Genomic DNA, 23,784 nt, shown 5'->3' with positions numbered 1-23,784 from the left:
AGCTGCAACACAAGCGTGGCACCCGCTGGGCATGCGCGCCGCCTGGTTCGCCGAGATTGAGCAGTTTCCGTCGGCGGTCCTGGCCTACCGCTACCCTGACGTGCCGAACCACGGCGACATGACCAAGCTGGCCGCCCTGGTGCTGGCCGGCAAGATCCCGGCGCCGGACGTGCTGGTCGGCGGCACCCCATGCCAGGCATTTTCGGTCGCCGGTATGCGCGAAGGCCTCACTGACCCGCGCGGCGCACTCACCATCAAATACGTGGAGCTTGCAGATGCAGTTGACTATGTTCGCGCCGGCCAGCGAAAGCCCGCCAGCGTCATCGTCTGGGAGAACGTCCCCGGCGTCCTCAGCGACAAAGGGAACGCCTTCGGATGCTTTCTTGGCGCGCTTGCTGGGGAAGACTGCGAGCTGCAGCCTTCAGGGAAGAAATGGCAGGACGCTGGTTGTGTGTATGGACCCAAAAGAACAATCGCGTGGCGGGTCCTGGACGCCCAATATTTCGGCCTGGCCCAACGACGCCGTCGTGTGTTCGTTGTCGCAAGTGCTCGAGACGGGTTCGATCCCACCGAGGTACTTTTTGAGCGAGAAGGCGTGCGCCGGGATACTGCGCCGCGCCGAGGCCAGGGGCAGGACGTTACCGGAACAGCTCCTTTCGGCCCTGCACAGCGGTTCGGACCAGTCGCAGCCCTAACCGCGAATGGTGTTGGAACATGTGGCGCAGATGACAACCAAGCTCAGGCAGGACATCTGCTTGTCTTCGGCGGGAACGACACCCGTGGGCCAATCGATGTGGCTCCGGCGCGCAATGCATGCGGAAGCGCCAGTGGGCGGATGGATTTTGAAAGCGAGGCATTCGTTGTCACGGGTACGCTTCAAGCCGGCGGCAAAGCAGCCGGTAGCGCTACTCAGCAAGACGCAGAGTCCGGCCTGCTGGTAGTGCACGGCACCCAAGACCCTGGTGTCAGCAACAAACTTGCCTTCGCCCTAGGCAGGAACAACGGCCAGGAAAACGCGGTGCTGGCATTTTCCTGCAAGGATCACGGTGCTGACGCCGGGGCGATCGCCCCTACCCTGCGCGCAATGAACCACTCAGGCAGCCATGCCAACGCCGGCGGCCAGGTCGCTGTATGTATCACCGGCGACATCACCCATACGCTGAAAGCTGAAGGGTTCGATGGGAGCGAGGACGGAACAGGCCGTGGGCAGCCGATAGTTGCATGCCGCGATGTAGCCCAGACCTTGACCAGCAACTACGGCAAGCAAGTCGACAACACAGACTCATCCCTGGGCCCCAACGTTGTGTCTTCCACCAGTGCTGTCCGTCGACTCACTCCCCGCGAGTGCGAACGCCTTCAGGGCATGGCCGACGACTACACGCGCATTCCTTGGCGCGGCAGGGTTCTGGGTTTATGCCCAGACGGCCCCCGCTACAAGGCGATCGGCAACAGCAAGGCCGTTTCTGTGGTTTCCTGGATCGGCAGAAGACTTTTGAAGGCGATGAACAATGGGTGACATCAGGGCATTTACCAACAGGAAGAAGTGGACTGAAGCCGAGATAACTTTGCTCTCGCAAATTTATGAGTCATCCACGCGAAAGACGCTTTCCGAGTCCTTTCCTGGTAGGACGATGTCATCCATTGAAAGCAAAGCCAGCATGCTCTCTATCGCAAAGCCTCGACGGCACCTGGCACCGCCCTTTTACCACCCTGGAACTGGCGGCACTGCAAAGCTTGGTTGAGCCAGAGGAAATGTTTGAGCTGGACGGCCTGAGCGACCAGGCCTGGCGGGAGCGTATCGGTAACGCTGTCCCGCCAGCAGCAGCCGAAGCCATTGCCCACGTGATGGGCACCACCCTATTGCTGGCCGAGGCCGGCGAGACCTTCATGCTCAACAGCATGCCGATATGGGTTCAACCCGTCGCGGTGGCGCTGAGCGTATCCCAGCAGGTGACACCATGAACCCAACAGCATTTAAAGCGCTGGCGGACGCGCTCGACCGCCAGTTCCAGGCGCCCGCGCGCGCTTCCAAACTTCTCCCACCCGTCATGGCCAACGAGCCGCTGCCCGAGCTGGTCATCACCGGCCCTATCAACCGCGTCATGGAGCTGGAGGGCAAGCGCTGGGCCACCGAATTCGTGCAGGCCCTGGGCGCGTCCATCCGCAATCCGAAGGTGGTGGCCAAGGCCATAGCAGACCTGACCCGGTACGCGGCGCAACAACCGGCCAGCGTGGCCAGCGGCGTGAATATCGTTATCGACTTGTTGAAGGAGGCGTGATGAACAAGCCACCACTCGGCGAACGCGCAGTCGCCGCACTGATCCGTTACGAGTCAGCAGCAGCAGAGCTGACCAGGATCAAGAAAGCCATTGTGACCACGCTTGAAAAGTGCCCGATCACCATCGAGGCCTACAAGACTTTCGACGACAAGTCGCCCCTTTGGGACAACAGCCGCGTCAACCACCACCTGCATCAGGCCCTCACCGCAACCGTGAGCGATTACTGCTCTGAGCGCCGCCTTGACCAAGAAGAAATCACGGATCAGCTCACGGGCTGGGATGATGAATCGGAAGGTGCTTGCCCGCACTGCCTTGCAGCCTGGGGTTTGATTCTCGCCAGAAAGGACGCTCGCCAAGAGTTCGGCAACGCGAAACGCCTTGTTCGGGCTATTGGCAAACTGGCCATCAAGGCATCGCAGCCATGACCGCCCTACGCCGCACCACCAAGATACGCGGCGCGCCGATGCGCCCGCTGGATCTGCAAACAATCTGTGACAAGTGCGGGTACTCCCGCGCCCACGGCAACCACGACAAATGCAGCAAGGCCCGGCAGGCGGAAATGGCCGAGCTGCGTGCGCGGGAGAAGCAATCATGAGCACACCAACAAGAGAATCAACTGATTCTGAAATGTCGCGGCTCTACACCGAGCGCGACCAACTGCAGCGTGACCTCAACGAGCGCGACGAACAGTTGCACGACCTGGAGCAGCGGCGCCGTGGGGAGTTCGACGCGGGTCAGGCGGCGGAACGGCGGGCTATGACAGCAACTTCCCTGATCTGTCGGCTTGTAGCCAACTTCGATACCGAAATCGAGTACCACGAAGACGTTGAGCCCAACGATCTGGAGCATGACCAGGTTCTTACTGAAATGCGCGAGTTCTTGGCCGGAAGCAAGCCAGCCGCCCGGCCCCAGGGCGGACCACTGTCAGAGCTTGAAGTGTTGCGCGCAGCGGTGACCGAACTGGAAGCCCTGCGAGACGCCCGGGTTGACGCGAAGCTGTCCCAGGGCGAGCCGGTGGCGCGTGTCGAGATTGGCGCCGACCGGAATGCAGCGCTGACCATCACCGATGACAACTGGCTGCGCTCGCTTAAAGACCGTGGCGCCCACCAGTTGGTGCCGCTCTACGCCGATCAGCCCGCGCCGGTAGCGGTGGTGATGCCTGAGCAATTGATTGCAGCCATTGAGGCTGAGCAGGAACGACTATCCCAGGAAGATTACCTGATGGATTCAGAAGACTGCGTAAAGGTCATCCGCGAAGAAGTAACCCGCCTCAACACCAAGTAACCCCTCCCCCTTCAATCAATCCACCCGGCAACGGCGTGGCGAGGTATTCCCATGGAACAACAACACACCGCCCTGGTGGGCAACAAAGAAGTCCTAAAGATGCTGGGCATGCAAAGCGTGTCGGGCCTGAACAAGCTGCGGGTTCGTGACAAGACGTTCCCGGCGCCGATCAAGAGCAGTGACGCACGGGGCGCCCGGTGCCGCTTCGATCCTGCCGAGGTCGAACAGTGGATCGAGGACAAGAAAGCCGCTCGAAACAAACAAGCCAACGCCGACGAATAAGTGTCGGCACTTCATCACTACGGGGCTGGGCAATCCGCTACAGCCCCAAGCGTTCTGTATGGACGCTTGTATGGTGAAACCATAAAACCTCTTGCAAGCCACGCAATCCGTGAGCAGTCACAAGTCCTCTACCCGCTCCACTCAGATTTGCACTTGCGTCAGAAGGGTTCTGGCGCAGGATGCACAAAAAACCGGTCCTTGGTGACCGGTTTTTTTATACCAATAATTTAGCCTCCAGCGCTCATCTGCTGCTCGGCAGTCGAGCCTGAGGGCGTGAAGCACCTCGTAATACCTCCAAGCGGCGCCATTTCTGTGCGCCCATACACTTCATTCAACACCTATCGAAATCTCGGACATCAACCGTTGGTAGGTAGAGTGTTGATAATTTTATACCAGTGGTTATAGTCTCCACCAACACACACCACAAGGAGGTGATGTGGATAGCCGGTATTTGATAGGACACATCGTTGCAGACGGTTGGTATCTGGTGCGCATCCGAGGTAGCCATCATCACTTCAAGCACCCGACAAAGCCGGGGCTCGTGACGATCCCTCACCCCAAAAAGGACCTGCTGGATAAAACCGCCAAGAGCATTTTGAAACAGGCTCTGCTGAGCTAACCGTCCCTGGAGGGCAAGAGCATGCTTTACCCCATCGCAATTTCAACGGGCGACGCGGACCACGCCTGGGGCGTGGAAGTCCCGGATATTCCTGGCTGTTATTCAGCCGGCGATGATCTGGACGATGCCATGGCCATGGCCCGCGAAGCCATCGAAGGGCACTTCGAGATCCTCGCAGAAGATGGCGCGCCGATCCCCAGCGCGCAGAAAGTCACCGTGCACGCCGCCAACCCTCAGTACGCCGGTTGCACGTGGGCTGTGGTGGACATCGACGTGACCAAATATCTGGGCAAAGCTCAAAAGCTCAACATCACCCTGCCCGGCTATCTGTTGAATCGCATCGATGAGTACGTGTTGAATCATCCACAGGAAAAAAGCCGCTCGGGATTCCTGGCGTCCGCTGCGCTCAAGGTATTGCAACAGGAACGGTAGTTACGCCTAAACAAAATCTTACGGCAAGGACGGCAACACCCCGCGATGATGTAGGCTCATCGGCCAAGAGTTCGGACACATGGCAATGCTGGACACCCAAAAAACACACCCAAGATCATCCTGCGCCAAGTCGTCGGCTGGGTGTTGGTGTTGCCACTGCTGGCCTCGTTTGCAGGGCTGCCCTTTCCTCTCGGATTACTCTTGGAAATAGGCGTGATTGCCGCGTCGGCTTACGGGGTGAGCCTGGCCTGGCGTCATGCGAGCCGCCGCGTGGCAGTATTGGCTTTGATTATCACCCTGCTCAATATCATTTCTGCGTTCATGCTAAGCACTGCATCTGCGCTGAAGGCGCTCTACATAATCTCGTGGCTTTACTGGTACCCCTACTACGCCGATTGGGTTTACTGGAATTTCTAGACGAGCGCAAAATTTGACCGCAAGAAACGTAGTTTCCAGGCACTCTGATGGAACTACAGTGACGTCGTCCCCCTTCACGCCCCTTCAAGGAGCCTGCCGATGACTTACCACTACAAGCTCATGCCTTCCCCCGTCGGTGAGCTCACCCTGGTGGCGCGCGATGGCAAACTCAGCGCCATCCTCTGGGAAGTGGAACGTGCGAATCGCGTACGCCTGGGTGAATTGATCGAGGCCAACGACAGCCCGGTGCTGCGAGAAACCGAACGCCAATTGAAGGAATACTTTGCCGGAACACGTAACCAGTTCGAGCTGGAGCTGGACTTCACGGGCACTGACTTCCAAAAGCAGGTCTGGCAGGCACTGCTGACCATCCCCTTCGGCGAAACCCGCAGCTACAGCCAGATCGCCGAGCAGATCGGCAACCCCAAAGCCGTGCGCGCTGTCGGCGCGGCGAATGGGCGCAACCCCATCTCAATCATTGCGCCCTGCCACCGGGTGATTGGTGCTTCTGGCGGCTTGACCGGTTTCGCGGGCGGGCTGGCGGCCAAGCAGTATTTATTGGCGCTGGAAGGCACCGGTCAGGGGGAACTGGCGTTACAGGCCGCGTCCAGAACGGGCCTGAACTCGGCATAAAAAACGGCGGCTGGATTCTCTCCAACCGCCGTTTTTCATATCAGGCAGCAGCCTCAACCGTCGCCTTGATGGCCCTTGCCATAGGTCGAGGCCAGGGCGCGGGCTTTTTGCAGGCGCTCTTCAAGCTTGGGCAGCGTCTCATCCACCAGTGCCTTTATCTCCGGCACATCCGACGCGGCGCCCTCTTTCTGGAACAAGGCGATGGCGTCTTCGTTCTCCTTGACCTGCTGCGCGGTATAGGCAGCGTCAAACGAATCGCCGTCCTTGAGTTCAGGCATCAGGGTTTCGGCCTTATCAACGATCTTCTCCCGTGGGGCCACAGGCAAATCAAGCTTCTTGGCAATCGCCGCCAAGTGCTGGTTGGCCAGGGTGCGCTCGTTGATGACCTCGATGGTGTAGTCCTTGATCTCTTGGGACGAGGTCTTGGCGTGGGCCATGCGGCTGGTTTCGATATCGGCCATGCCTTTGGCCGAAGCCTGCTCGATGAATTCTGCAGGCGACTGGGCGAAAGCATTGCTGGCGCCGAGGCCCAGCAGCATCGCGAAACTGGCGGTGCGTAACCGGATAGCCATGCGGCTCATGATGGGTTCCTCCAGGGCAAAAATAGGCGCGGGAGTATACTCCTCGCCCTGAATTGGAATTTTCAGGGCGGCAAAGGTTTAGAAAAAACTTCCCTGTGCGACGAACGGCAGTCGTCGCCTCAGGCCGGTTTGCTGCCAAACAGGCCCGGCAATGCGTGCGCCAGGGCATTGAGGGCGAAGCCGATAAACATCACGCCGCAGAGCCTGGTGATGAGAATTTCGTGGCGTTGATACAGCGTCCGCACCCGTTGGGCGCCCACCACACCGATCAGGATCGCGTAGGCCAGCAAGCCACCGATAAAGCTCAGCAGAATAAAGGTCGGCAGCATCGACCAAGTCAACAGCTCGGCCCGGCTGGACAGCAACGCAGTGAAGGTCGCCACGGCCACCGGATACGCCTTGGGGTTGGTCAAGCCAAACAGAATGCCGTGCCAGAACGGATGACGCGCCGCGCCCTGAGGGGCATCGCTGTTGCGGCGTTGGGTGCGGATCGCACGCCAGCCGAGCCAGAACAAATACACCCCGCTGAGTACGCCGAGCACATCAAAGGCACTGCTGCCGACTTCCCGCGCACCGACGATGGCAATCAGCGCCGTGCTGCACCACACCACATCGCCGAGCAAATGACCGCACAAGAATCCTGCCCCGGCACGCCGGCCACGGGCCGCACCGATGCCGAATACGGCCAGGACACCGGGGCCAGGGGTAATGCCGTAGATAAAACCCGAAGCCAGCACGGCGAACAGCAAGGATGGAGTCATGGATAGACGCTCCGACAGACGCTAAAAGGTGATTGATTCTGCATGCTTCACCGCGACGGGTAAAACTTCATTCCAGCATAGGGCTTGGCACGACAGGCTTGCAGGCGCGAGGCCAAATCGCCGACATGAGCCTCCAGCTTATGGCCGTCGGGATCGAGAAAATAAAACGATGCGCCTTCGCTGCGGTTGTCTCGCCACTCCCGTACGCCGGCAGCACGCAGGCGTTCGACCAAGGCAGTGAAATCGGCAGCATCGACAGTGAAGGCATAGTGGGTGTAATCCACCGCCGCATTAGTCGAACGCAACGGGTCGAGCGACAGGCACAGCCAAAGCCCAGGCAGTGAGAGGTAGGCACCGTGGTCCCAGGTTGCGTCGAGCTGCAGGCAGAGCAGGTCGTGATAGAAACTGACGCTGAGCGGCACATCGGTGACGGCCAGGGTCAGGTGGTTGAATCCAGAAAGCATGACTGTTCTCCTTGATCGTCATACGCCTGACGAGCGGGGCAAACCGTGGCGGTAATGACGAGGTAGTATGTTGCACTACACATCACTACATCGAGGTTCATATGTCTGTTATGTCCCTACGTATACCGGAAGACGTCGCCGATACCCTCGCCAGTCTCGCCAAGGCTACCGGTCGCAGCAAATCCTTTCTGGCCGTTGACGCATTACGCGAATACCTGGCCCGCGAAGCCTGGCAAATCGAAGAAATCCAGAAAGCCGTGAAAGAAGCGGATGCGGGGGATTTCGCCACGGCTGCCGAGGTAAAGGCTGTCGCTGATAAATGGCGCGCCAATGCAGGTTGAGTGGCTGAGGGCAGCCCTCAGAAATCATGACGATGAAGCGGCTTATATTGCCGAAGAAAACCCCAAAGCAGCCCATGAATTTGTCCAGGCAATTTTAAGTGGCCTGGAACAGGTCGCCGCGTTTCCCGCGATGGGGAAAGAGGGACGAGTGCCGGGGACCCGAGAGTGGGTCGTGCCTCGATGGCCCTACGTTGTTCCTTACCGAATCCGGGAGGGGCGGCTACAGGTAATGCGGATTTTTCATACCCGACGTCAGCCTCCGAAAGCTTGGTGACGGAACTCTACCCGACCAGCCCCACCAGCCGCGCAATCAACCACTGCAACCCTGCATCCCCACCCCGCCGCGTATGCCAGGCCAGCTCAAAGGCAAACGACGGGATATGAAAGGGCGGTGGCACGGCCAGCAATTGCCGAGCGTCGATATTCAATAAACCCCGGGACGACACCGTCAGAATCAAATCCGTGCCCTGGATCAACTGCGGCGCCACCCCCCAATGCGGCAGGCTGATCGCCACATGGCGGCGTTCACGAATGGCCGTCAGTGCCCGTTCGATTTCCGGTGTGCCGCTGCCGCGCATCTCCAGCAGTACATGGGGGCGCGACAGGTAGCCCGGCAGGTCCAGCACCCCACTTGGCGTAAGGCTGTCGCGGTCGACCAGGCAGGTGTACTGCTCTTCGAACAGCGGCGTGGTGCGCAGTTCGGCGGGCATGTCGGGAAATACACCTGCCGCCAGGTCGAGGTCGCCATTGAGCACACCGTCGACCATGCCTTCGCGGCTAGCCTGGATGATCTGCAAGTCGATACCGGGCGCTTCCTGGCGTAGGACGCGAACCAGGCCGGGTAGGAAAATCGCTGCGCTGTAATCCGACATCGCCACGCGAAAGCGGCGTTTGGCAGAAGTGGGATCAAAACGATTCGGCGTCAATAAGGCCTGCACCTGCGCCAGGGTTTCGGCCAAGGGTGCCGCCAACTCCAAGGCGCGCGCGGTTGGCACCAGTGTGCCGCCCTGACGCATCAGCAGCGGGTCGCCCAGCATATCGCGCAGCCGCGCCAACGCATGGCTGACCGCCGGCTGGCTCAGGTGTAGGCGCTCGGCGGCGCGGGTGACGTGCTGCTCGCTGAGCAAGGCGTCGAGGACCACCAACAGGTTAAGGTCGATGCGGCGCAGATCATTCATCAGCTGCATGCCCAGCATAAGAATTTGGAATTTAAATTTGCTCGACGAATAACCTAGAGTCCAGCAAAACTTCTGGGAGCGTCGAGATGACGGTGTTGCATTGGGTAGGTTTGTTGGCGCTGGCGGTGTTCGCCGGTGCAGTGGTGCCGTTTCAAAGTGCGATCAACGCCAACCTCGGGCGCGGGCTGGGCCATCCTTTGTGGGCCACCTTGGCGTCGTTGCTGGTAAGCATCATCGTGCTGCTGCCGGTGATTGTGGCGCTGCGTTTGCCTCTGCCGAGCCTGGCCTTTATCAACAAGTCACCGTTGTGGATGTGGGCCGGCGGTGCCTTTGGCGTGTGTTTCATTTCATTGGCGCTGATGCTGCTGCCCAAGCTCGGCGCATCAGGCTTCATTGCGCTGGCCATGGCCGGGCAGATCCTCGCCTCGTTACTGCTGGACCATTTCGGCCTGTTCGGCCTGGCGGAACGTCAGCTGACAACCTCGCGAGTACTGGGCGCGCTACTGCTGATCGGTGGCGTGGCGTTGATTCAGTTCAGCGGCGCTCAGCCGCCAGGCGATTAATCTGCGCCTGCTCCACCACCGGCTGCGGCGCGCCTTGGCTGGCCGCCTGCAACATCGCACGGCCGACGGTCTCGGTGCTCACCACCCAGTCCGGCTTTAGTCGCCGCACAAACGAAAGCACCGGCCCGAGCACGCTATAGAAAGATTGATACAACGGCGTCTTCGAACGCACACCGTGCAACGGCTGGATGATCCCCGGACGGAACAGATACACCGCCTTGAACGGCAAGCGCAGCAAGGCATTTTCGGTCTTGCCCTTGACCCGCGCCCACATCGACTTGCCGGCTTCGGAGCTGTCCGTGCCAGCGCCGGACACATAGATAAAGGCCATCTGCGGATTGAGCCGCGCCAGGGTACTGGCCGCCACCAGGGTCAGGTCATAGGTGAGGTGGGTATAGCGCGCTTCTTTCATGCCCGCCGACGAAACACCCAGGCAGAAGAAGCACGCATCAAAACCTTGCAACAGGTTTTCCAGGGGTTGGAAATCCAGCATGTCGCTGTGCAACACCTGGTGCAGCTTGCCGTGCTCCTGGGTCAAGGGCGTGCGGCCCACGGCCACCACTTCCTGCACATCAGGCGCCAGCAGGCACTCGCGCAGCACACCCTGGCCCACCATGCCGGTGGCGCCGAATAACAGAACTCTCATGAAAGGACCTCAGCGGCACGCCGCACGCTTGATGCTTGAATGCATTAGGCGTGTAGCTTAACGCGTGCCGCTGGAGGCTGCGCCTATCAAAACTACACAACTTTGTAAGTTGTCGCAGCCGACGGTAACCACGATGCGAAGCGAGCCGCTCTTGATCTTGATCTGCTTGTGATCTTGATCTCAGGCGCCCCGTTAAACCACGCTGGCCGGAATTCGACAGGGATTTGGGGGGTAAACCGGCAGGGATGCCGGTTTAGCCGCCCCGCGCCATGGATGGCGCGTGGCGGCGGCCCCCCCAAATCACTGGCGGATTACGGGCACACCGAGCCTAAGCGAGGTGCCGAGTGGTGGGGCAAGAGCCTTTTGCTTACTTTTGGCTGGGCCGGCATTCCGGCTCTTTTCAAAAGTGAGCCGCTGTCAGAGCGGAACCCTAGGTGGCCGTTACCGCAGCAATGGATATGTACCCAATCCAACTGTGATGACTGCCAGGCCGCCTTCGCGAGCAAGCCCCCCCCCAGTTGGATTGCGGGGTGTCAGGTAGATTGGCGTCGGCTGTCAGGCCGTCTTCGCAGGCAAGCCAGCTCCCACAGTTTGATCGCGGATAAGCATCGGCTGTCAGGCAGTCACGGGAGCAAGCTCCCTCGCCACAGGTCCAGCGTCGCGCCAACGTTGTGTAGGTACCTATGCCTATCAAAAAGCGCTACGAAAGATCTCCTCAATCTGACGCTGATCCGCCCGCCGAGGGTTAGTCAGCCCGCAGGCATCCTTCAGCGCATTGCTGGCCAGCAACGGAATGTCCTGCAACTTAGCGCCAAGCTCACGCAAACCAGCAGGAATTTCCACGTCTTGGGACAACCGACGAATCGCCGCAATCGCGGCCTGGGCGCCCTCTTCAGCGGTAATGCCCTTGATATCCGCACCAAGAGCCCGGCCCACGTCGCTCAAGCGTTTGGCGCAGACACTGGCGTTGAAGCTTTGTACGTGAGGCAACAACACCGCGTTGCACACACCGTGGGGCAGGTCGTACAAGCCGCCCAATTGGTGGGCCATGGCATGCACAAAACCCAGGGACGCATTGTTGAAGGCCATGCCAGCGAGGAACTGCGCATAGGCCATGTTCTCCCGTGCAGCCTTGTCAGTGCCGTCGCGGACCGCCAGGCGCAAGTTGGCGCTGATCAACTCGATGGCCTTGATCGCGCAGGCGTCGGTGATCGGTGTTGCGGCGGTGGACACGTAGGCTTCGATGGCGTGGGTCAGCGCATCCATGCCCGTGGCGGCGGTGAGGCCCTTGGGCATGCCGACCATCAGGGCCGGGTCGTTGACCGACAGCAGCGGCGTGACGTTGCGATCGACGATGGCCATTTTTACGTGGCGGCTTTCGTCGGTGATGATGCAAAAACGTGTCATCTCGCTAGCCGTGCCAGCCGTGGTGTTGATGGCCACCAGCGGCAGTTGTGGCTTACTCGATTGGTCGACGCCTTCGTAGTCGCCGATACGCCCACCGTTAGTGGCGCACAGTGCGATGCCCTTGGCGCAGTCATGGGGCGAACCGCCGCCCAGGGACACGACGAAATCGCAGGCGCTCTGTTGCAGCAATGCCAGGCCTTTTTCGACGTTTTCCACGCTGGGGTTGGGCTTGGCGCCGTCGTAGATCACCGAGTCGATATCCTGCATCGCCAGCTTCTCGGCGATCATGCCAGCCACACCGGCTTTGGCCAGACCGGCGTCGGTGACGATCAACGCCTTGCCAAAGCCGTAGTTGCGAATGGCGGTCATCGCTTCGTCGAGGCAATCAATGCCCATGATGTTGACGGCGGGGATGAAAAACGTGCTGCTCATGATCGATCCTCAAAGGCTTTATGCCGACAGAATCAACCTGTACCGCGTAGCGCATCTTGATCAGGATCAATGCCGGCTCGTGATAAAGTCACCCCCCAGCCGATTTCGAGTAGACCCGCCGCAATGAAGGATTTCCAGGATATTGACGCCCACCTTGAAGACTGGAGTGCCCTGCGCGCTGCCGTCGACTTCAGCGGGATTCTGATCGGTAACGGCGCCAGCCGCACGATCTGGGAAGACTTCGCCTACGACTCGCTGTTCGAAAACGCCCGTACCGTCGAAGAAAAGCCCCTGACCCCCTCCGAACTCAGCGTGTTCGACGCCTTGCAAACCCGCAGTTTCGAGCAAGCTCTGGGCGCCTTGAAAACCACCAGCCGGGTCAACAAGGCCCTGGCGGTCAGTTCGGCGGCACCGCGTAACCGCTACTACGCGATCAAGGAAGCGCTGATCAACACCATCCATACCGTGCACATTCCCTGGCGCCTGGTGCAGCCGTCGACGCTGGCGACGATCCACGCAGAATTGGCCACCTACGCCACCGTCTTCACCAGTAACTACGACTTGCTCAACTACTGGGCGACCCTGCACGCACCGGGCATCGACGACCTGTTTCGCAGCACCGACTCAAGCTTCGACCTGCGCAATACGCGCACCGACATCACCCGCATCCTGTACCTGCACGGCGGCTTGCACCTGGTGCGCAACCTTGACGGCACGGCGCGCAAATTGCCGTCCACTGACAGCACCCTGCTCAGCAGTTTTGCCATCAATAACACGATCAAAACCCTCGACGATGTGCCGCTGTTCGTCAGTGAAGGCAAGGTGCAGGAGAAGCTCAAAAGTATCCGCAGTTCGGATTATCTGTCGTTCTGTTATGAACAACTGTTGAGCCATGAAGGCGCACTGTGCATCTTCGGCCATGACTTGGGGCCGCAGGATAAACACCTGGTGGATGCTATTGGCCAGGCCAGCATCAGCACCCTGGCGATCTCGGTGTCGGGGCGCAGTGATGGGTTTATTCGTCAGCAGAAGCGGCGATATTCGGAGCTGTTCGAGGGCAGTGGCGTAACGCTGAAGTTCTTTGCGGCGCGTACGCATCCGCTGGGCAATCCGGCACTATCAGTCCCTGTGGAACGCTGATCAAAATGTGGGAGCTGGCTTGCCTGCGATAGCGGCCTGTCTGTTGGCCCATCTGGCACTGATACACCGCTATCGCAGGCAAGCCAGCTCCCACATTGACTGCATTTCAATGAGTAAGAAGGCTCACTCCTCAGCGCTGTGCACCACCACCAGCAACTGCGCCTGCACCTCTCCCACCGAGCGAATCCGGTGGGGTTTCTGCGCGTTGAAATGCAGCGCATCGCCGCGCTCCAGCAGCACGCGCTCGTTCATGAAATCCACTTCAACCTGGCCTTCATGCACGAATAAAAACTCCTCCCCCAGGTGCTCCTTGAAGGTCTTGTCGGTGAACTGCGCCGGTGGGTAGATGATGAACGGCAACAGGCTGCGCTCGCTGACTTGATGAGCCAGCACCGCATAACCCGGCGAGGTGTCGGGCCGCTCGTGGCTGCGCACCAGGCTGTAGCTGTCGAGGCTGACGTTGTCTTCGCTGAACAGCTCTTCGACCTTCACGTTCAATGCCTTGGCCAGTTTCAACGCCGCAGCGATGGAAGGCGTATTGAGCCCGCGCTCGACTTTCGACAGGTAACTCTTGGTCATCCCGGATTTTTCGGCCAGGGATTCCAGGGTCACGCCAAGTTTTTTTCTTAATATTTTCAAGCGGATAGACATTTGCTGCGGTTAATCCATGCAGAAAGCGATGAGACAGGCTTGCCAATGACACAAAGTGTCATATAGCATCTTTAGTGTCATTTGCATTCACCCAACGACCTTGCGAGCAGCGGGCGACCAGCAAATCCGACGTCCATTGAACCACCCAAAGGACACCGATATGGCCAAGACATTAGCACTCCCAAAAGACCAACTGGTCAAGCAAGCACTGAGCCAGATGCAAAACAGCCTGGCAGATAATACGTGGACCGACCGGCAAAAGCTGGCGCTGACCTGTCGAATCCTGTTCGAGTACGGCCACGACTCCGGCCTGGCCGGGCAGATCACCGCACGTGGGCCGGCGCCCGGCACCTACTACACCCAGCAGTTGGGCCTGGGTTTTGACGAAATCACCGCCAGCAACCTGCTGCTGGTCAACGAAGACTTGGAGGTGCTGGAAGGCCACGGCATTCCCAACCCCGCCAACCGTTTTCACACCTGGGTGTACCGCGGTCGACCGGATGTAAACTGCATCATCCACACCCACCCCACGCACATCGCCGCGCTGTCGATGCTGGAAGTACCGCTGCAGGTGTCGCACATGGACCTTTGCCCGCTGTACGAAGACTGCGCGTTCCTGGAAGCCTGGCCCGGCGTGCCGGTGGGCAATGAAGAAGGGGAAATCATCACCACGGCCCTGGGCGACAAGCGCGCCATCCTGCTCTCGCACCACGGGCAGTTGTCCACGGGGGCCAACATCGAAGAAGCCTGCGTGATTGCGCAGTTGATCGAACGGGCTGCCAAGTTGCAGTTGCTGGCGATGTCTGCGGGCACGGTCAAACCGATCCTGCCGGAGCTGGGGCGCGAGGCCCATGACTGGATCTCCAAGCCCAAGCGCCACGGCGCCGCGTTCAACTACTACGCCCGGCAAAACCTGCGCAAGCACGCCGATTGCCTGAACTGATTGCCCCTTTTTCGACCGGAGTTTTCCCCATGTCCAACCCAACCATTCACGGCATCATCGGCTACACCATCACCCCCTTCAGCGCCGACGGCCAACGCGTTGACCTCGACGCCCTCGGGCATTCCATCGACCGCTTGATCAACAGCGGCGTCCACGCCATTGCGCCCTTGGGCAGCACGGGTGAAGGCGCTTACCTGAGCGATGCCGAGTGGGATGAAGTCAGTGCCTACAGCATCAAGAAAGTCGCCAAGCGCGTGCCGACTATTGTCAGCGTGTCCGACCTGACCACCGCCAAGGCCGTGCGTCGCGCCCGCTACGCCGAAGAACACGGCGCCGATGTGGTCATGGTGCTGCCGGCCTCGTACTGGAAACTCAGTGAAGCGGAAATCCTCGCTCACTACGCCGCCATCGGCGACAGCATCGGCGTGCCGATCATGCTCTACAACAACCCGGCCACCAGCGGCACCGACATGTCGGTGGAGCTGATCCTGCGCATCCTCAAGCAGGTCGAGAACGTGACAATGGTCAAGGAGAGCACTGGCGACATCCAGCGCATGCACCAGTTGAAACTGCAAAGTGACGTGCCGTTCTACAACGGCTGCAACCCGCTGGCGCTGGAAGCCTTCGCGGCTGGCGCCAAAGGCTGGTGCACCGCCGCGCCGAACCTGATCCCGCAACTGAACCTGAGCCTGTATCAGGCCGTACTGGCCGATGATTTGAACAAGGCGCGCGAGCTGTTCTACCGACAGTTGCCATTGCTGCAATTCATCCTCGAAGGCGGGCTGCCGGCGACGATCAAGGCCGGGTTGCGCTTGACCGGGCTGGAAGTGGGTAATCCACGCCTGCCGGTATTCCCTCTGGGCGAAGCAGGGATCGAGCAACTGAAAACACTTCTGAAGTAAACCCCCGCCCCTGTAGGAGCGAGCTTGCTCGCGAAGAACGCCAACGATAACGCAGCACATCGGGAGTTCGTGTCGCCTGTTGGTTTTTCGCGAGCAAGCTCGCTCATACAAAAGAGGGCACATTAACAGAGACAAATGACAATAGTTCTCGATATCATTCACGACTTTTCCAAGCCGTGCTTCGTCAAGAAGGATATCCATGTCTCGTCCCCAGCCCGACCCGTCGTCGGCCGATGCCTGTCGCGGGTTTTATGCAGACATTCTGTATTTCCTGCGTAAACGCACGGACAACGCCAGCGACGCGGCGGACATGGCCCAAGATGTGTTTACCCAATGGCTGGGCTACCGCGACCGCGCCAAGGTCGAGCAGCCGCGGGCGTTTCTGTTCCAGATGGCGCGCAACCTGCTGCGCGATCACTGGCGCAAACAGAAGGTACGGCAAACCGCCCACCCTGATCACGCCGAAATGGATGCCGAGCCGGTCACCGACGAGCACAACGACCCCATGGCCGCCGCCCTGCGCCTGCAACGCCTGGAACAGTTGAAAGAAGTCCTCGCCGAACTCTCGCCCCGCCGCCGAGAAGCCCTTATGCTGCACCGCTTCGAAGGCTTGAGCCAGGCACAGATCGCAACGCGCATGGGCATCTCCACCAGCATGGTGGAAAAGCACATCGCCTTTGCCCTGCTGCACTGCAAGCGACGCCTTCAACCCGACACCGGCACGGAGCAGCCAGAATGAACCGCCCGAGCGACACCGACGCGCTGGACAGCCAAGCGAGCGATTGCATCGACGCCCAAGCCGCCAGTTGGTTTGCACGCAACCGCAACGAAGTCAGCCGCGCCGACCGTAAAGCCTTTGCCGCCTGGCAAGCGGTGCCCGCGCACGCGCGCGCCTATGCCGAATTCGAACAGCTGTGGGCCGACCTCGCCCAATTGCAACAACTGAACAAACCGTTGGCACTGCCCAAGCGCAAGCCCAGCCTCTGGCGCCCTGCCCTGGCGGTGGCCGCCGCCGTGCTCTGCGCCGTATTAGCGACCTCCATCGGCGCGCCGCGCGAGCTGTTTCACAGCCAGGTGGCCACCCAAGCCAAGGGCATGCGCACGTTGACTCTGCCCGATGGCAGTACCTTGTATGTGAATGCCAACACCCATATCCGCGTGGACTTCAGCGCCCATCATCGGGTGCTGCACCTGGACACGGGCCAGCTGTATATCGAAGTGGCCGCCGACAAGGAGCGCCCCCTTTACGTGCAAGCCGGCGAGTCGAGCGTACGGGTGGTGGGCACTGCTTTGGATGTGCGCCGCGGGCAGCAACAATTGGTGGTCAGCGTTGCCCATGGCCAGGTCGCTTTCGAGCCAAATGGCAAAAGCCCCGTCACCCTGCTCGGCGCCCAGCAACGCGCCTCCTACAACTACGCCAAAGGCACCGTGCAACACCAAACCCTCAACGCCGAAGAGGTCGCCGATTGGCGCAGCGGGCACTTGTCATTTCGCAATCGCGAACTGGCCAGCCTGATCGACGAGCTGAGCCTGTACCGCCCGCAGACGTCGTTGCAGGTGAGCAAGGCCGTCGCGCAGCTCAAGGTATCGGGCAACCTTGACGTGAATGACCCAGACGCCCTGCTCAAGGCATTACCCGCGTTGTTGCCGGTGAAAACCGTGCTCTCGGCTGACGGCACTATCAGAATCGAGCCGAGCAAATAGGCCGCAACATCACACATGAGAATATTTTGCATTCGCATGTGTGGTTTTTTTTGCCTGCCCCGTCTTCCTCCTGTCTGTGTTTGATACGCACACCTTTTTGGCTATTTAGCCGCTCCGGGGGATTTCATGTTTCGCGCGCCTTGCCACGCTTCGCACCTGTTTCTTCGACCGACACTCATGGCTACGTGCCTGGCCTTGAGCCTCAGCGCCGAAGCCGAGTCGTTCAAGCTGCACCTGCCGGCCCAGTCGCTGGCCACATCCTTGAGCCAGGTGGCCCAGCAGGCGAAAATCCAGCTGCTGTTCGATGAAACCCTGCTCAAGAACGTGCAGGCCCCGGCGCTTAACGGTGACTACACCCCGGAAGTGGCCATTCGCTCCCTGCTCAAAAACGGCGAACTCATCCTGCTCAAGGTCGGCAGTACCTACGTGGTGCGCCCCGATGCGGGTAAAACCACCAGCGGTGGCGCGATCCAGTTGGACACCCTGAGCGTGATCGGCACCGGCAATGAGGTGAACGCCAGCACCGTCAACCGCTCCACCCTGACCCAGGCCGACATCGACCGCTACCAGTCCAATAACATCCCCAGCCTGTTGCAGACCTTGCCCGGTGTCAGCCAGGGCGGCTCCTTGAAACCCGGTGGCCAAACCATCAACATCCGCGGTTTCGGCGATGCCGAAGATGTACCGCTGACCGTCGACGGCGCCACCAAGACGGGCTTTGAGCGTTACCAGCAAGGCACGGTGTTTATCGAGCCCGAGCTGATCAAGCGCATCGAAGTGGAAAAAGGCCCCAACTCGCCTTTCACCGGTAATGGCGGCTTCGGCGGCACGGTCAACATGGTCACCAAGGACGCTCCGGACCTGCTCAAGGACGGCCGCAACAGCGGTGCGATGCTCAAATATGGCTACTCCAGCAACGACCATGAGCAGGTCTACAGCAGTGCCGTGTATGGCCGTACCGACGACGGCCGTTTCGATGCGCTGGCCTACCTGACCCAACGCGACGGCGGCGATATGAAAGTGGCCGCCAAGTTACCCAACGACAACAATGAGTACCCGATCAACCCCCAGCGCCTGCCCAACAGCGCCCAGGATGTGGACGGCAAGCTGTTCAAGGTCAACGCACACTTTACCGATGAGCACAGTGTCGGGCTGTCGTACTCGCGCTCCCACAGCAACCGCTGGACCCCGTTTTCCGCCGCCAGCTACCCCACGCCGCCGACTCAGTTCAACATCGACCGCTACGGCTACGAAGGCGCGTTGAAGCGCTTCCTCGCCCACCGTGACACGGTCGACACCACCTGGTCGGGCAAATATGAATACCAGCCGCTGGACAACCCGCTGGTGGACTTGACCATCAAGTACTCCCAGTCCAACACCGAGCAGACCGATGAGCGTGACGCCACGGCGTTTTTCCAGTTGGCCACTGGCGGGCGCAAGATGGACACCGCCTACACCGACAAGCTCCTGGATATCCGTAACGTCAGCCTGTTCGACACCGGCCCCTTGCAGCATGCCGTGACGGTCGGCGGGCAAATCCGCAAGCACACCCGCGAAACCGAAATGTGGATGCCCGGCGCCATCTACAACACGCCGCGCTACAACTACGGGCACTTCCAGCCGGGCTTCATGCCCCACGGCAAAGTCGATACCAACAGCTTCTTTATCCAGGACGCGGTGACGTTGGGCGATGTGACGATCACACCGTCCCTGCGCTATGACCATGTGCGCAACCGCGGCGAAGGCAACGATGCGCCCTACTACAACAACCCCAACCCGGCAGTGGGTCACGACTACAGCGACCGCACCTACACCGGCTGGTCGCCACGCCTGGCGCTGTTCTGGACCGTGACGCCGAATGTGGGGCTGTTCGCCAACTGGAGCCAGACCTGGCGCGCCCCGGTGATCGACGAACAATACGAAGTGCAGGGTGTGGGCAGCCGCACCGCCACCAGCGTCGACCTGGACCCGGAGCGCATCACCTCCATCACCCTGGGCAACATCACCAGCTTCGACAACCTGATCGCCCAGGACGACAACCTGCAACTGCGCACCACCCTGTTCCACAACAAGGTCGAAGACGAGATCTTCAAGGCCACCGGCGTAGGCTGCCAGAACCAGGCCATCAACGGCGGCAGCATCGCTTCAGCTTGCCCGCCTGGGCCGATGTCCAACTACCGCAATATCGGCAGCCTGACCATCAAGGGCGTTGAGCTCGAATCGATCTACAACTCCACCTACCTGTTTGGCTCGGTGTCGTTCGCCTATGCCAAGGGCCAACACCAAGGCGCCTACACCAACCCTTGGGGCCCGGACGTGGCAGCGCGGGACATCCCGCCGACCAAATGGGTGCTGGTACTGGGCACCCACATCCCGGCCTGGGATGCCCAAGTGGGCTGGATGGGCCAATTCATCGGCGCCACCGACCGCCTGCCCAGCGACAAATACTCCGGCGGCCCAGGCTCCAGCATCGGCGATCTGTTCTACGACCAGTACGGCAACAAGCGCTACAACACCCAGGGCCTGTTCGCCAAATGGACACCGCAGCAGGCGTACCTCAAAGGCACCGAGGTGAACTTCACGGTGGACAACCTGTTCAACAAAAACTTCCGCCCGGCCTTGAGCGGCGACCGGGCGTACACCAAAGGGCGTGATGCGAAGATCAGCGTGACGCGGTTCTTCTAAGCACACACGCATTCCAACTGTGGGAGCGGGCTTGCCTGCGATAGCCATGAGTATCTACACAACGCTGTAACGGTCGACGGTAACCACGATGCGAAGCGAGCCGCTCTTGATCTTGATCTGCTTTTGATCTCAAGCGCCCCGTCAAACCACGCTGGCCGGAATTCGACAGGGATTTGGGGGGTAAACCGGCAGGGATGCCGGTTTAGCCGCCCCGCGCCATGGATGGCGCGTGGCGGCGGCCCCCCAAATCACTGGCGGATTACGGGCACACCGAGCCTAAGCGAGGTGCCGAGTGGTGGGGCAAGAGCGTTTTGCTTACTTTGGCCTGGGCCGGCATCCCGGCTTTTGCAAAGTGAGCCGCCGTCAGGGCGGAACCCTAAGTGGCCGTTACCGCAGCAATGGATATGTACACAATCCAGCTGTGTTGACTGTTAGGCCGCCTTCGCAGGCAAGCCAGCTCCCACAGTTGGATTGTGGGGTGTCAGGTGGATAGGTGTCGGCTGGGAGGCCGCCATCGCAGGCAAGCCAGCTCCCACATTTGGATCGCGGGGCGTCAGGTAGATATGCGCTGGCCGCCGGGGCCGTCACGGGAGCAAGCTCCCACAGCGAACCGCGTCCATTTCAGGCCAGGTAGCCATCCCCGCGCAACAGGGTTTCCAGGCAGTGTTCGGTGATGTGATAGAACGCCTTGAGCTCCTGGATTTTTGCCAGTAGCTGCGCGTTGTCCACAGGCTCGGCACGTTTGACCGCAAGGATCATCTTGTTCTTGTTGGTGTGCTCCAGCGAGATGAACTCGAACACCTTGGTCTCATAGCCACAGGCTTCAAGGAACAACGCACGCAGGCTGTCGGTGACCATTTCCGCCTGCTGGCCCAGGTGCAGGCCGTATTGCAGCATCGGCTTGAGCAACGCCGGGCTCTGGATCTGCAGGCGGATCTGTTTGTGGCAGCACGGCGAACACATGATGATCGACGCACCGGAACGGATGCCGGTGTGGATCGCGTAGTCGGTGGCGATGTCGCAGGCGTGCAAGGCAATCATCACGTCCAGCTCACTGGGCGCCACGCTGCGCACGTCGCCGCATTTGAACACCAGCCCCGGATGCTCCAGGCGTGCGGCGGCGCTGTTGCAGAGGGTGACCATGTCTTCACGCAACTCTACACCGGTGACCTCGCCCTCGGCCTTGAGGGTATTGCGCAGGTAATCGTGAATGGCGAAAGTCAGGTAGCCCTTGCCCGAGCCGAAATCGGCGACCCGCACCGGGCGGTCGAGCTGCAACGGCGACGACGTCAGCGCATGGCTGAACACTTCGATGAACTTGTTGATCTGCTTCCACTTACGCGACATCGAGGGGATCAGCGCCTGCTTGGCGTCGGTCACGCCCAGGTCGGCGAGGAACGGCCGGCTCAGGTCGAGGAAGCGATTTTTTTCACGGTTATGCTCGGCCGAAGGTGCCTCGCGCAGTTGCTGCGGCTTGCTTTTGAACAGCGAGCTTTTGTTCTTCTTGCTGTACTCCAGCTGGGCTTCGTCGGTCAGCGCCAGCAAGTGCGCGTTCTTGAACGAGCTGGGCAACAGCTCGGCAATCGCCGCCACACCGTCGGCCACGGGGAAGTTCTTGGTGATGTCGCGGGTCTTGTAGCGATAGACGAACGACAGGCAAGGCTGGTCCTTGACCACCACCGGCTTGATGATCAGCCGCTGCAACTCGGCTTCCTCACCGACGTACTTGGCCAGCACCAGCTTGATAAAAGCGTTCTGGGCCAAGCTTGCGCTCAACAGTTCGATGAACTGGGCATGATGATCCGGCGCAGGGCGGGCAGGTTGAGCGGTGACGGACATGAACAAAAACGCCTCGGGTAAAGAATGCCGGGCATTTTAGGCGGGATGGGGGTTCAGGGCACGGGGTTATTTGATCAACGGTCAATCAACCCGAATAAGGATGCTGCCTTGTGTGGTAGCTGGCTTGCCTGCGATGCAGGCAACTCGTTTAATCAGGCAAACCGAGGCGATGCCATCGCGGGCAAGCCCGGCTCCCACAGAAAGCAGTTATTCGAGCACGACCAGGCGATTGGGCAGTTCGTTGCGGGTTTGGGTAACGGGCACATGCACCTTGAGCAACTCGCCACAAGCTTCAACGCAGGCGATGAACCCGGCGAGCGTCTGCCCCTGTCTCACCTGCTGAGTAAACGCCTGGACAATGGCGTCCCAATTGCTGTCATCCAGGCGCTTGGAAATCCCGTCATCCACCAGGATCTCCACATACCGCTCGGCCTCGCTGACAAAAATCAGCACCCCGGTGCTGCCCACTGTGTGGTGCAGGTTCTGCTCCAGAAACTGGCGCCGCGCCAGGTTGGACGCACGCCAGTGGCGTACCGAACGCGGAATCAGCCGGGTAGTGACCTTGGGCAAGCGGAACACCAGGCACAGCACAATGAACGTCGCCCACTGCGCCACCAGCAAGGTGTACATGGTCAGGTAGCCCGACAGGTAATGCACCACGCCCGGCACCACCAACGCGATCAAGCTCGCCCACAGCAACGGAATGTAGGCGTAGTCGTCGGCGCGCGCCGCCAGCACGGTGACCAACTCCGCGTCGGTGGTTTTCTCGACCCGGGCGATCGCTTCGGCGACTTGGCGCTGCTCGTGTTCAGTCAGTAATGCCATGGTTGTAGATGCTCTATTCTCGTTATTGTCATTACCAGCTGCCAGAAGCCCCGCCACCGCCAAAGCCACCGCCGCCGCCGCGGAAACCACCGCCACCGCCGCCCCCACCGCCGCCGCGCCCGCTGCTGTTGAGAATCGCCAGCAGGATGGCGCCCACCGGCAAGCCCATGCGATTGCACAACCACAACACGCCGATCAGCAGAATAAACAGGCCGATGGAAAAGCCGGGATTATCCATGGCGAAGTTCGCATCCGCCACATGGGCCGGCACCGCCAACGGCTCCCCGCCCACCACCTGAATCATCGCAGCCACGCCATCGCTGATGCCCTGGCTGAAATTGCCGGCCTTGAACTTGGGCAGGATCACCTGGTTGATGATCACCCAGGATTGCGCATCGGTCAGCACGCCTTCCAGGCCATAGCCGACTTCGATGCGCAACTGGCGGTCATCACGGGAGACGATCAACAGCGCGCCGTTGTCCTTGCCCTTCTGGCCAATGCCCCACTGGCGGCCCAACTGATAACCGTAGTCCTCAATGGGCACGCCTTGCAGGTCAGGCACGGTGACCACCACCAACTGGTCGCCCGAGGTTTGCTCCAGCGCCTGCAATTGCTGGGTCAGTTGCTCGCGCACCGCTGGGTCGATCATCTGCGCGCTGTCTACCACCCGCCCGGTCAGCGCCGGGAAGGTCAGCGCCGCCTGGGCCACGCCCAAGCAGGCCAACAGCCACAGCGCCAGGCCTATCCGTAATAAACGCATCGACACCTCAGTGCAG

Annotated in this window: 29 protein-coding genes and 1 pseudogene; 20 read left to right on the top strand and 10 right to left on the bottom strand. The window is 60.3% G+C overall.

Annotation, left to right across the window (positions count from 1 at the left end):
* The 11 genes and pseudogenes from TX24_RS28435 to TX24_RS28390 all read left to right on the top strand — a co-directional run.
* Positions 1 to 1,516 (top strand): DNA cytosine methyltransferase (locus tag TX24_RS28435; RefSeq protein WP_057711928.1); only part of this gene is annotated, 1,516 nt, incomplete at its 5' end.
* A 155-nt stretch (positions 1,517 to 1,671) separates the two neighbouring features.
* Positions 1,672 to 1,962 (top strand): annotated as a pseudogene (locus tag TX24_RS28430) (DNA cytosine methyltransferase); the annotation flags it as partial.
* On the top strand, positions 1,959 to 2,279 hold the full coding sequence (locus TX24_RS28425; protein ID WP_244175945.1) for a hypothetical protein: 321 nt from the start codon (positions 1,959 to 1,961) through the stop codon (positions 2,277 to 2,279). The pseudogene TX24_RS28430 and the gene TX24_RS28425, both read left to right, overlap by 4 nt.
* Entirely contained in the window at positions 2,279 to 2,704 is a 426-nt protein-coding gene (locus TX24_RS28420; RefSeq protein ID WP_057711925.1) for a hypothetical protein, read from the top strand. Before TX24_RS28425 ends, TX24_RS28420 begins: the two co-directional genes overlap by 1 nt.
* Positions 2,701 to 2,874, top strand: coding sequence for a hypothetical protein (locus tag TX24_RS32230; protein WP_167348435.1), 174 nt, complete (start codon positions 2,701 to 2,703; stop codon positions 2,872 to 2,874). The genes TX24_RS28420 and TX24_RS32230 overlap by 4 nt, the downstream gene beginning before the upstream one ends.
* Before the next feature lie 32 nt (positions 2,875 to 2,906).
* Positions 2,907 to 3,563 carry a hypothetical protein gene (locus TX24_RS28415; protein WP_057711924.1) on the top strand — a complete coding sequence of 219 codons (657 nt, stop codon included), beginning with the start codon at positions 2,907 to 2,909 and terminating at the stop codon, positions 3,561 to 3,563.
* Positions 3,564 to 3,614: 51 nt separating this feature from the next.
* Complete coding sequence (locus TX24_RS28410; RefSeq protein WP_057711923.1) at positions 3,615 to 3,845, top strand: helix-turn-helix transcriptional regulator; 231 nt, start codon at positions 3,615 to 3,617, stop codon at positions 3,843 to 3,845.
* Positions 3,846 to 4,281: 436 nt separating this feature from the next.
* Positions 4,282 to 4,464 carry a type II toxin-antitoxin system HicA family toxin gene (locus TX24_RS28405; RefSeq protein WP_003189411.1) on the top strand — a complete coding sequence of 61 codons (183 nt, stop codon included), beginning with the start codon at positions 4,282 to 4,284 and terminating at the stop codon, positions 4,462 to 4,464.
* Positions 4,465 to 4,485: 21 nt separating this feature from the next.
* Positions 4,486 to 4,896: a type II toxin-antitoxin system HicB family antitoxin gene (locus tag TX24_RS28400; RefSeq protein ID WP_003189409.1), complete on the top strand. Its 411-nt coding sequence runs from the start codon at positions 4,486 to 4,488 to the stop codon at positions 4,894 to 4,896.
* Positions 4,897 to 5,043: 147 nt separating this feature from the next.
* Complete coding sequence (locus TX24_RS28395; RefSeq protein WP_244175943.1) at positions 5,044 to 5,313, top strand: hypothetical protein; 270 nt, start codon at positions 5,044 to 5,046, stop codon at positions 5,311 to 5,313.
* A 99-nt stretch (positions 5,314 to 5,412) separates the two neighbouring features.
* Complete coding sequence (locus TX24_RS28390; protein WP_057711921.1) at positions 5,413 to 5,946, top strand: methylated-DNA--[protein]-cysteine S-methyltransferase; 534 nt, start codon at positions 5,413 to 5,415, stop codon at positions 5,944 to 5,946.
* A gap of 53 nt (positions 5,947 to 5,999) precedes the next feature.
* Here the strand turns inward: TX24_RS28390 and TX24_RS28385 are convergent, their stop codons facing one another.
* The 3 genes from TX24_RS28385 to fos all read right to left on the bottom strand — a co-directional run bounded on the left by TX24_RS28385 (position 6,000) and on the right by fos (position 7,752).
* Positions 6,000 to 6,527: a DUF4142 domain-containing protein gene (locus TX24_RS28385; RefSeq protein ID WP_003189402.1), complete on the bottom strand. Its 528-nt coding sequence runs from the start codon at positions 6,525 to 6,527 to the stop codon at positions 6,000 to 6,002.
* A 119-nt stretch (positions 6,528 to 6,646) separates the two neighbouring features.
* Positions 6,647 to 7,288, bottom strand: a complete 642-nt coding sequence (locus TX24_RS28380; RefSeq protein ID WP_057711920.1) for a LysE family translocator — start codon at positions 7,286 to 7,288, stop codon at positions 6,647 to 6,649.
* A gap of 47 nt (positions 7,289 to 7,335) precedes the next feature.
* The gene (fos, locus tag TX24_RS28375) at positions 7,336 to 7,752 is read right to left on the bottom strand and encodes a fosfomycin resistance glutathione transferase (protein ID WP_057711919.1); all 417 of its coding nucleotides are present in this window, start codon (positions 7,750 to 7,752) and stop codon (positions 7,336 to 7,338) included.
* A 101-nt stretch (positions 7,753 to 7,853) separates the two neighbouring features.
* Here fos and TX24_RS28370 point away from each other — a divergent pair, with 101 nt between their 5' ends.
* Together TX24_RS28370 and TX24_RS28365 are read left to right on the top strand one after the other, a co-directional pair.
* Positions 7,854 to 8,093 carry a CopG family ribbon-helix-helix protein gene (locus TX24_RS28370; RefSeq protein ID WP_032900450.1) on the top strand — a complete coding sequence of 80 codons (240 nt, stop codon included), beginning with the start codon at positions 7,854 to 7,856 and terminating at the stop codon, positions 8,091 to 8,093.
* Positions 8,083 to 8,367, top strand: a complete 285-nt coding sequence (locus TX24_RS28365; protein WP_057711918.1) for a type II toxin-antitoxin system RelE/ParE family toxin — start codon at positions 8,083 to 8,085, stop codon at positions 8,365 to 8,367. Before TX24_RS28370 ends, TX24_RS28365 begins: the two co-directional genes overlap by 11 nt.
* Before the next feature lie 7 nt (positions 8,368 to 8,374).
* Here the strand turns inward: TX24_RS28365 and TX24_RS28360 are convergent, their stop codons facing one another.
* Positions 8,375 to 9,280, bottom strand: a complete 906-nt coding sequence (locus TX24_RS28360) for a LysR family transcriptional regulator (protein WP_420865862.1) — start codon at positions 9,278 to 9,280, stop codon at positions 8,375 to 8,377.
* Positions 9,281 to 9,357: 77 nt separating this feature from the next.
* On the opposite strand from TX24_RS28360, the gene TX24_RS28355 reads away from it, so the two are divergent.
* A complete protein-coding gene (locus TX24_RS28355) occupies positions 9,358 to 9,834 on the top strand; it encodes a DMT family transporter (protein ID WP_057711916.1) in 477 nt (158 codons plus the stop codon).
* Here TX24_RS28355 and TX24_RS28350 read toward each other — a convergent pair.
* Positions 9,806 to 10,480, bottom strand: coding sequence for an NAD(P)H-binding protein (locus TX24_RS28350; protein WP_003189392.1), 675 nt, complete (start codon positions 10,478 to 10,480; stop codon positions 9,806 to 9,808). The genes TX24_RS28355 and TX24_RS28350 overlap by 29 nt on opposite strands.
* Positions 10,481 to 11,170: 690 nt before the next feature.
* Positions 11,171 to 12,319 carry an L-threonine dehydrogenase gene (gene yiaY / locus TX24_RS28345; protein WP_003189389.1) on the bottom strand — a complete coding sequence of 383 codons (1,149 nt, stop codon included), beginning with the start codon at positions 12,317 to 12,319 and terminating at the stop codon, positions 11,171 to 11,173.
* Positions 12,320 to 12,442: 123 nt separating this feature from the next.
* Between yiaY and TX24_RS28340 the strand changes: the two genes are divergently transcribed.
* Positions 12,443 to 13,459 (top strand): DUF4917 family protein, encoded by a 1,017-nt coding sequence (locus TX24_RS28340; protein ID WP_003189387.1) that lies wholly within the window; start codon positions 12,443 to 12,445, stop codon positions 13,457 to 13,459.
* A gap of 123 nt (positions 13,460 to 13,582) precedes the next feature.
* On the opposite strand, the gene TX24_RS28335 is transcribed toward TX24_RS28340, so the two are convergent.
* A complete protein-coding gene (locus TX24_RS28335; protein ID WP_057711915.1) occupies positions 13,583 to 14,110 on the bottom strand; it encodes a helix-turn-helix domain-containing protein in 528 nt (175 codons plus the stop codon).
* Positions 14,111 to 14,270: 160 nt separating this feature from the next.
* Here TX24_RS28335 and TX24_RS28330 point away from each other — a divergent pair, with 160 nt between their 5' ends.
* The 5 genes from TX24_RS28330 (at position 14,271) to TX24_RS28310 (ending at position 20,344) form a co-directional block, all read left to right on the top strand.
* The gene (locus TX24_RS28330; RefSeq protein WP_003189384.1) at positions 14,271 to 15,053 is read left to right on the top strand and encodes an aldolase; all 783 of its coding nucleotides are present in this window, start codon (positions 14,271 to 14,273) and stop codon (positions 15,051 to 15,053) included.
* Positions 15,054 to 15,082: 29 nt separating this feature from the next.
* Positions 15,083 to 15,955, top strand: coding sequence for a dihydrodipicolinate synthase family protein (locus tag TX24_RS28325; protein ID WP_057711914.1), 873 nt, complete (start codon positions 15,083 to 15,085; stop codon positions 15,953 to 15,955).
* Positions 15,956 to 16,154: 199 nt separating this feature from the next.
* Entirely contained in the window at positions 16,155 to 16,694 is a 540-nt protein-coding gene (locus tag TX24_RS28320) for an RNA polymerase sigma factor (protein WP_003189381.1), read from the top strand.
* Positions 16,691 to 17,659 (top strand): FecR family protein, encoded by a 969-nt coding sequence (locus tag TX24_RS28315; RefSeq protein WP_003189379.1) that lies wholly within the window; start codon positions 16,691 to 16,693, stop codon positions 17,657 to 17,659. The genes TX24_RS28320 and TX24_RS28315 overlap by 4 nt, the downstream gene beginning before the upstream one ends.
* A gap of 126 nt (positions 17,660 to 17,785) precedes the next feature.
* On the top strand, positions 17,786 to 20,344 hold the full coding sequence (locus tag TX24_RS28310; RefSeq protein ID WP_057711913.1) for a TonB-dependent receptor: 2,559 nt from the start codon (positions 17,786 to 17,788) through the stop codon (positions 20,342 to 20,344).
* Positions 20,345 to 20,965: 621 nt separating this feature from the next.
* Here TX24_RS28310 and TX24_RS28305 read toward each other — a convergent pair.
* The 3 genes from TX24_RS28305 to TX24_RS32775 all read right to left on the bottom strand — a co-directional run bounded on the left by TX24_RS28305 (position 20,966) and on the right by TX24_RS32775 (position 23,768).
* Positions 20,966 to 22,183, bottom strand: coding sequence for a class I SAM-dependent methyltransferase (locus TX24_RS28305; protein ID WP_057711912.1), 1,218 nt, complete (start codon positions 22,181 to 22,183; stop codon positions 20,966 to 20,968).
* A gap of 207 nt (positions 22,184 to 22,390) precedes the next feature.
* Positions 22,391 to 23,008 carry a TPM domain-containing protein gene (locus TX24_RS28300; protein ID WP_003189374.1) on the bottom strand — a complete coding sequence of 206 codons (618 nt, stop codon included), beginning with the start codon at positions 23,006 to 23,008 and terminating at the stop codon, positions 22,391 to 22,393.
* Positions 23,009 to 23,039: 31 nt separating this feature from the next.
* Complete coding sequence (locus TX24_RS32775; RefSeq protein ID WP_057711911.1) at positions 23,040 to 23,768, bottom strand: TPM domain-containing protein; 729 nt, start codon at positions 23,766 to 23,768, stop codon at positions 23,040 to 23,042.
* Positions 23,769 to 23,784: the final 16 nt, after the last annotated feature.

This window comes from Pseudomonas lactis, assembly GCF_001439845.1.
Taxonomy (GTDB): domain Bacteria; phylum Pseudomonadota; class Gammaproteobacteria; order Pseudomonadales; family Pseudomonadaceae; genus Aquipseudomonas; species Aquipseudomonas lactis.
The sequence above is the reverse complement of the archived record's forward strand: the minus strand, read 5'-3'. Positions and strand labels throughout refer to the sequence as shown.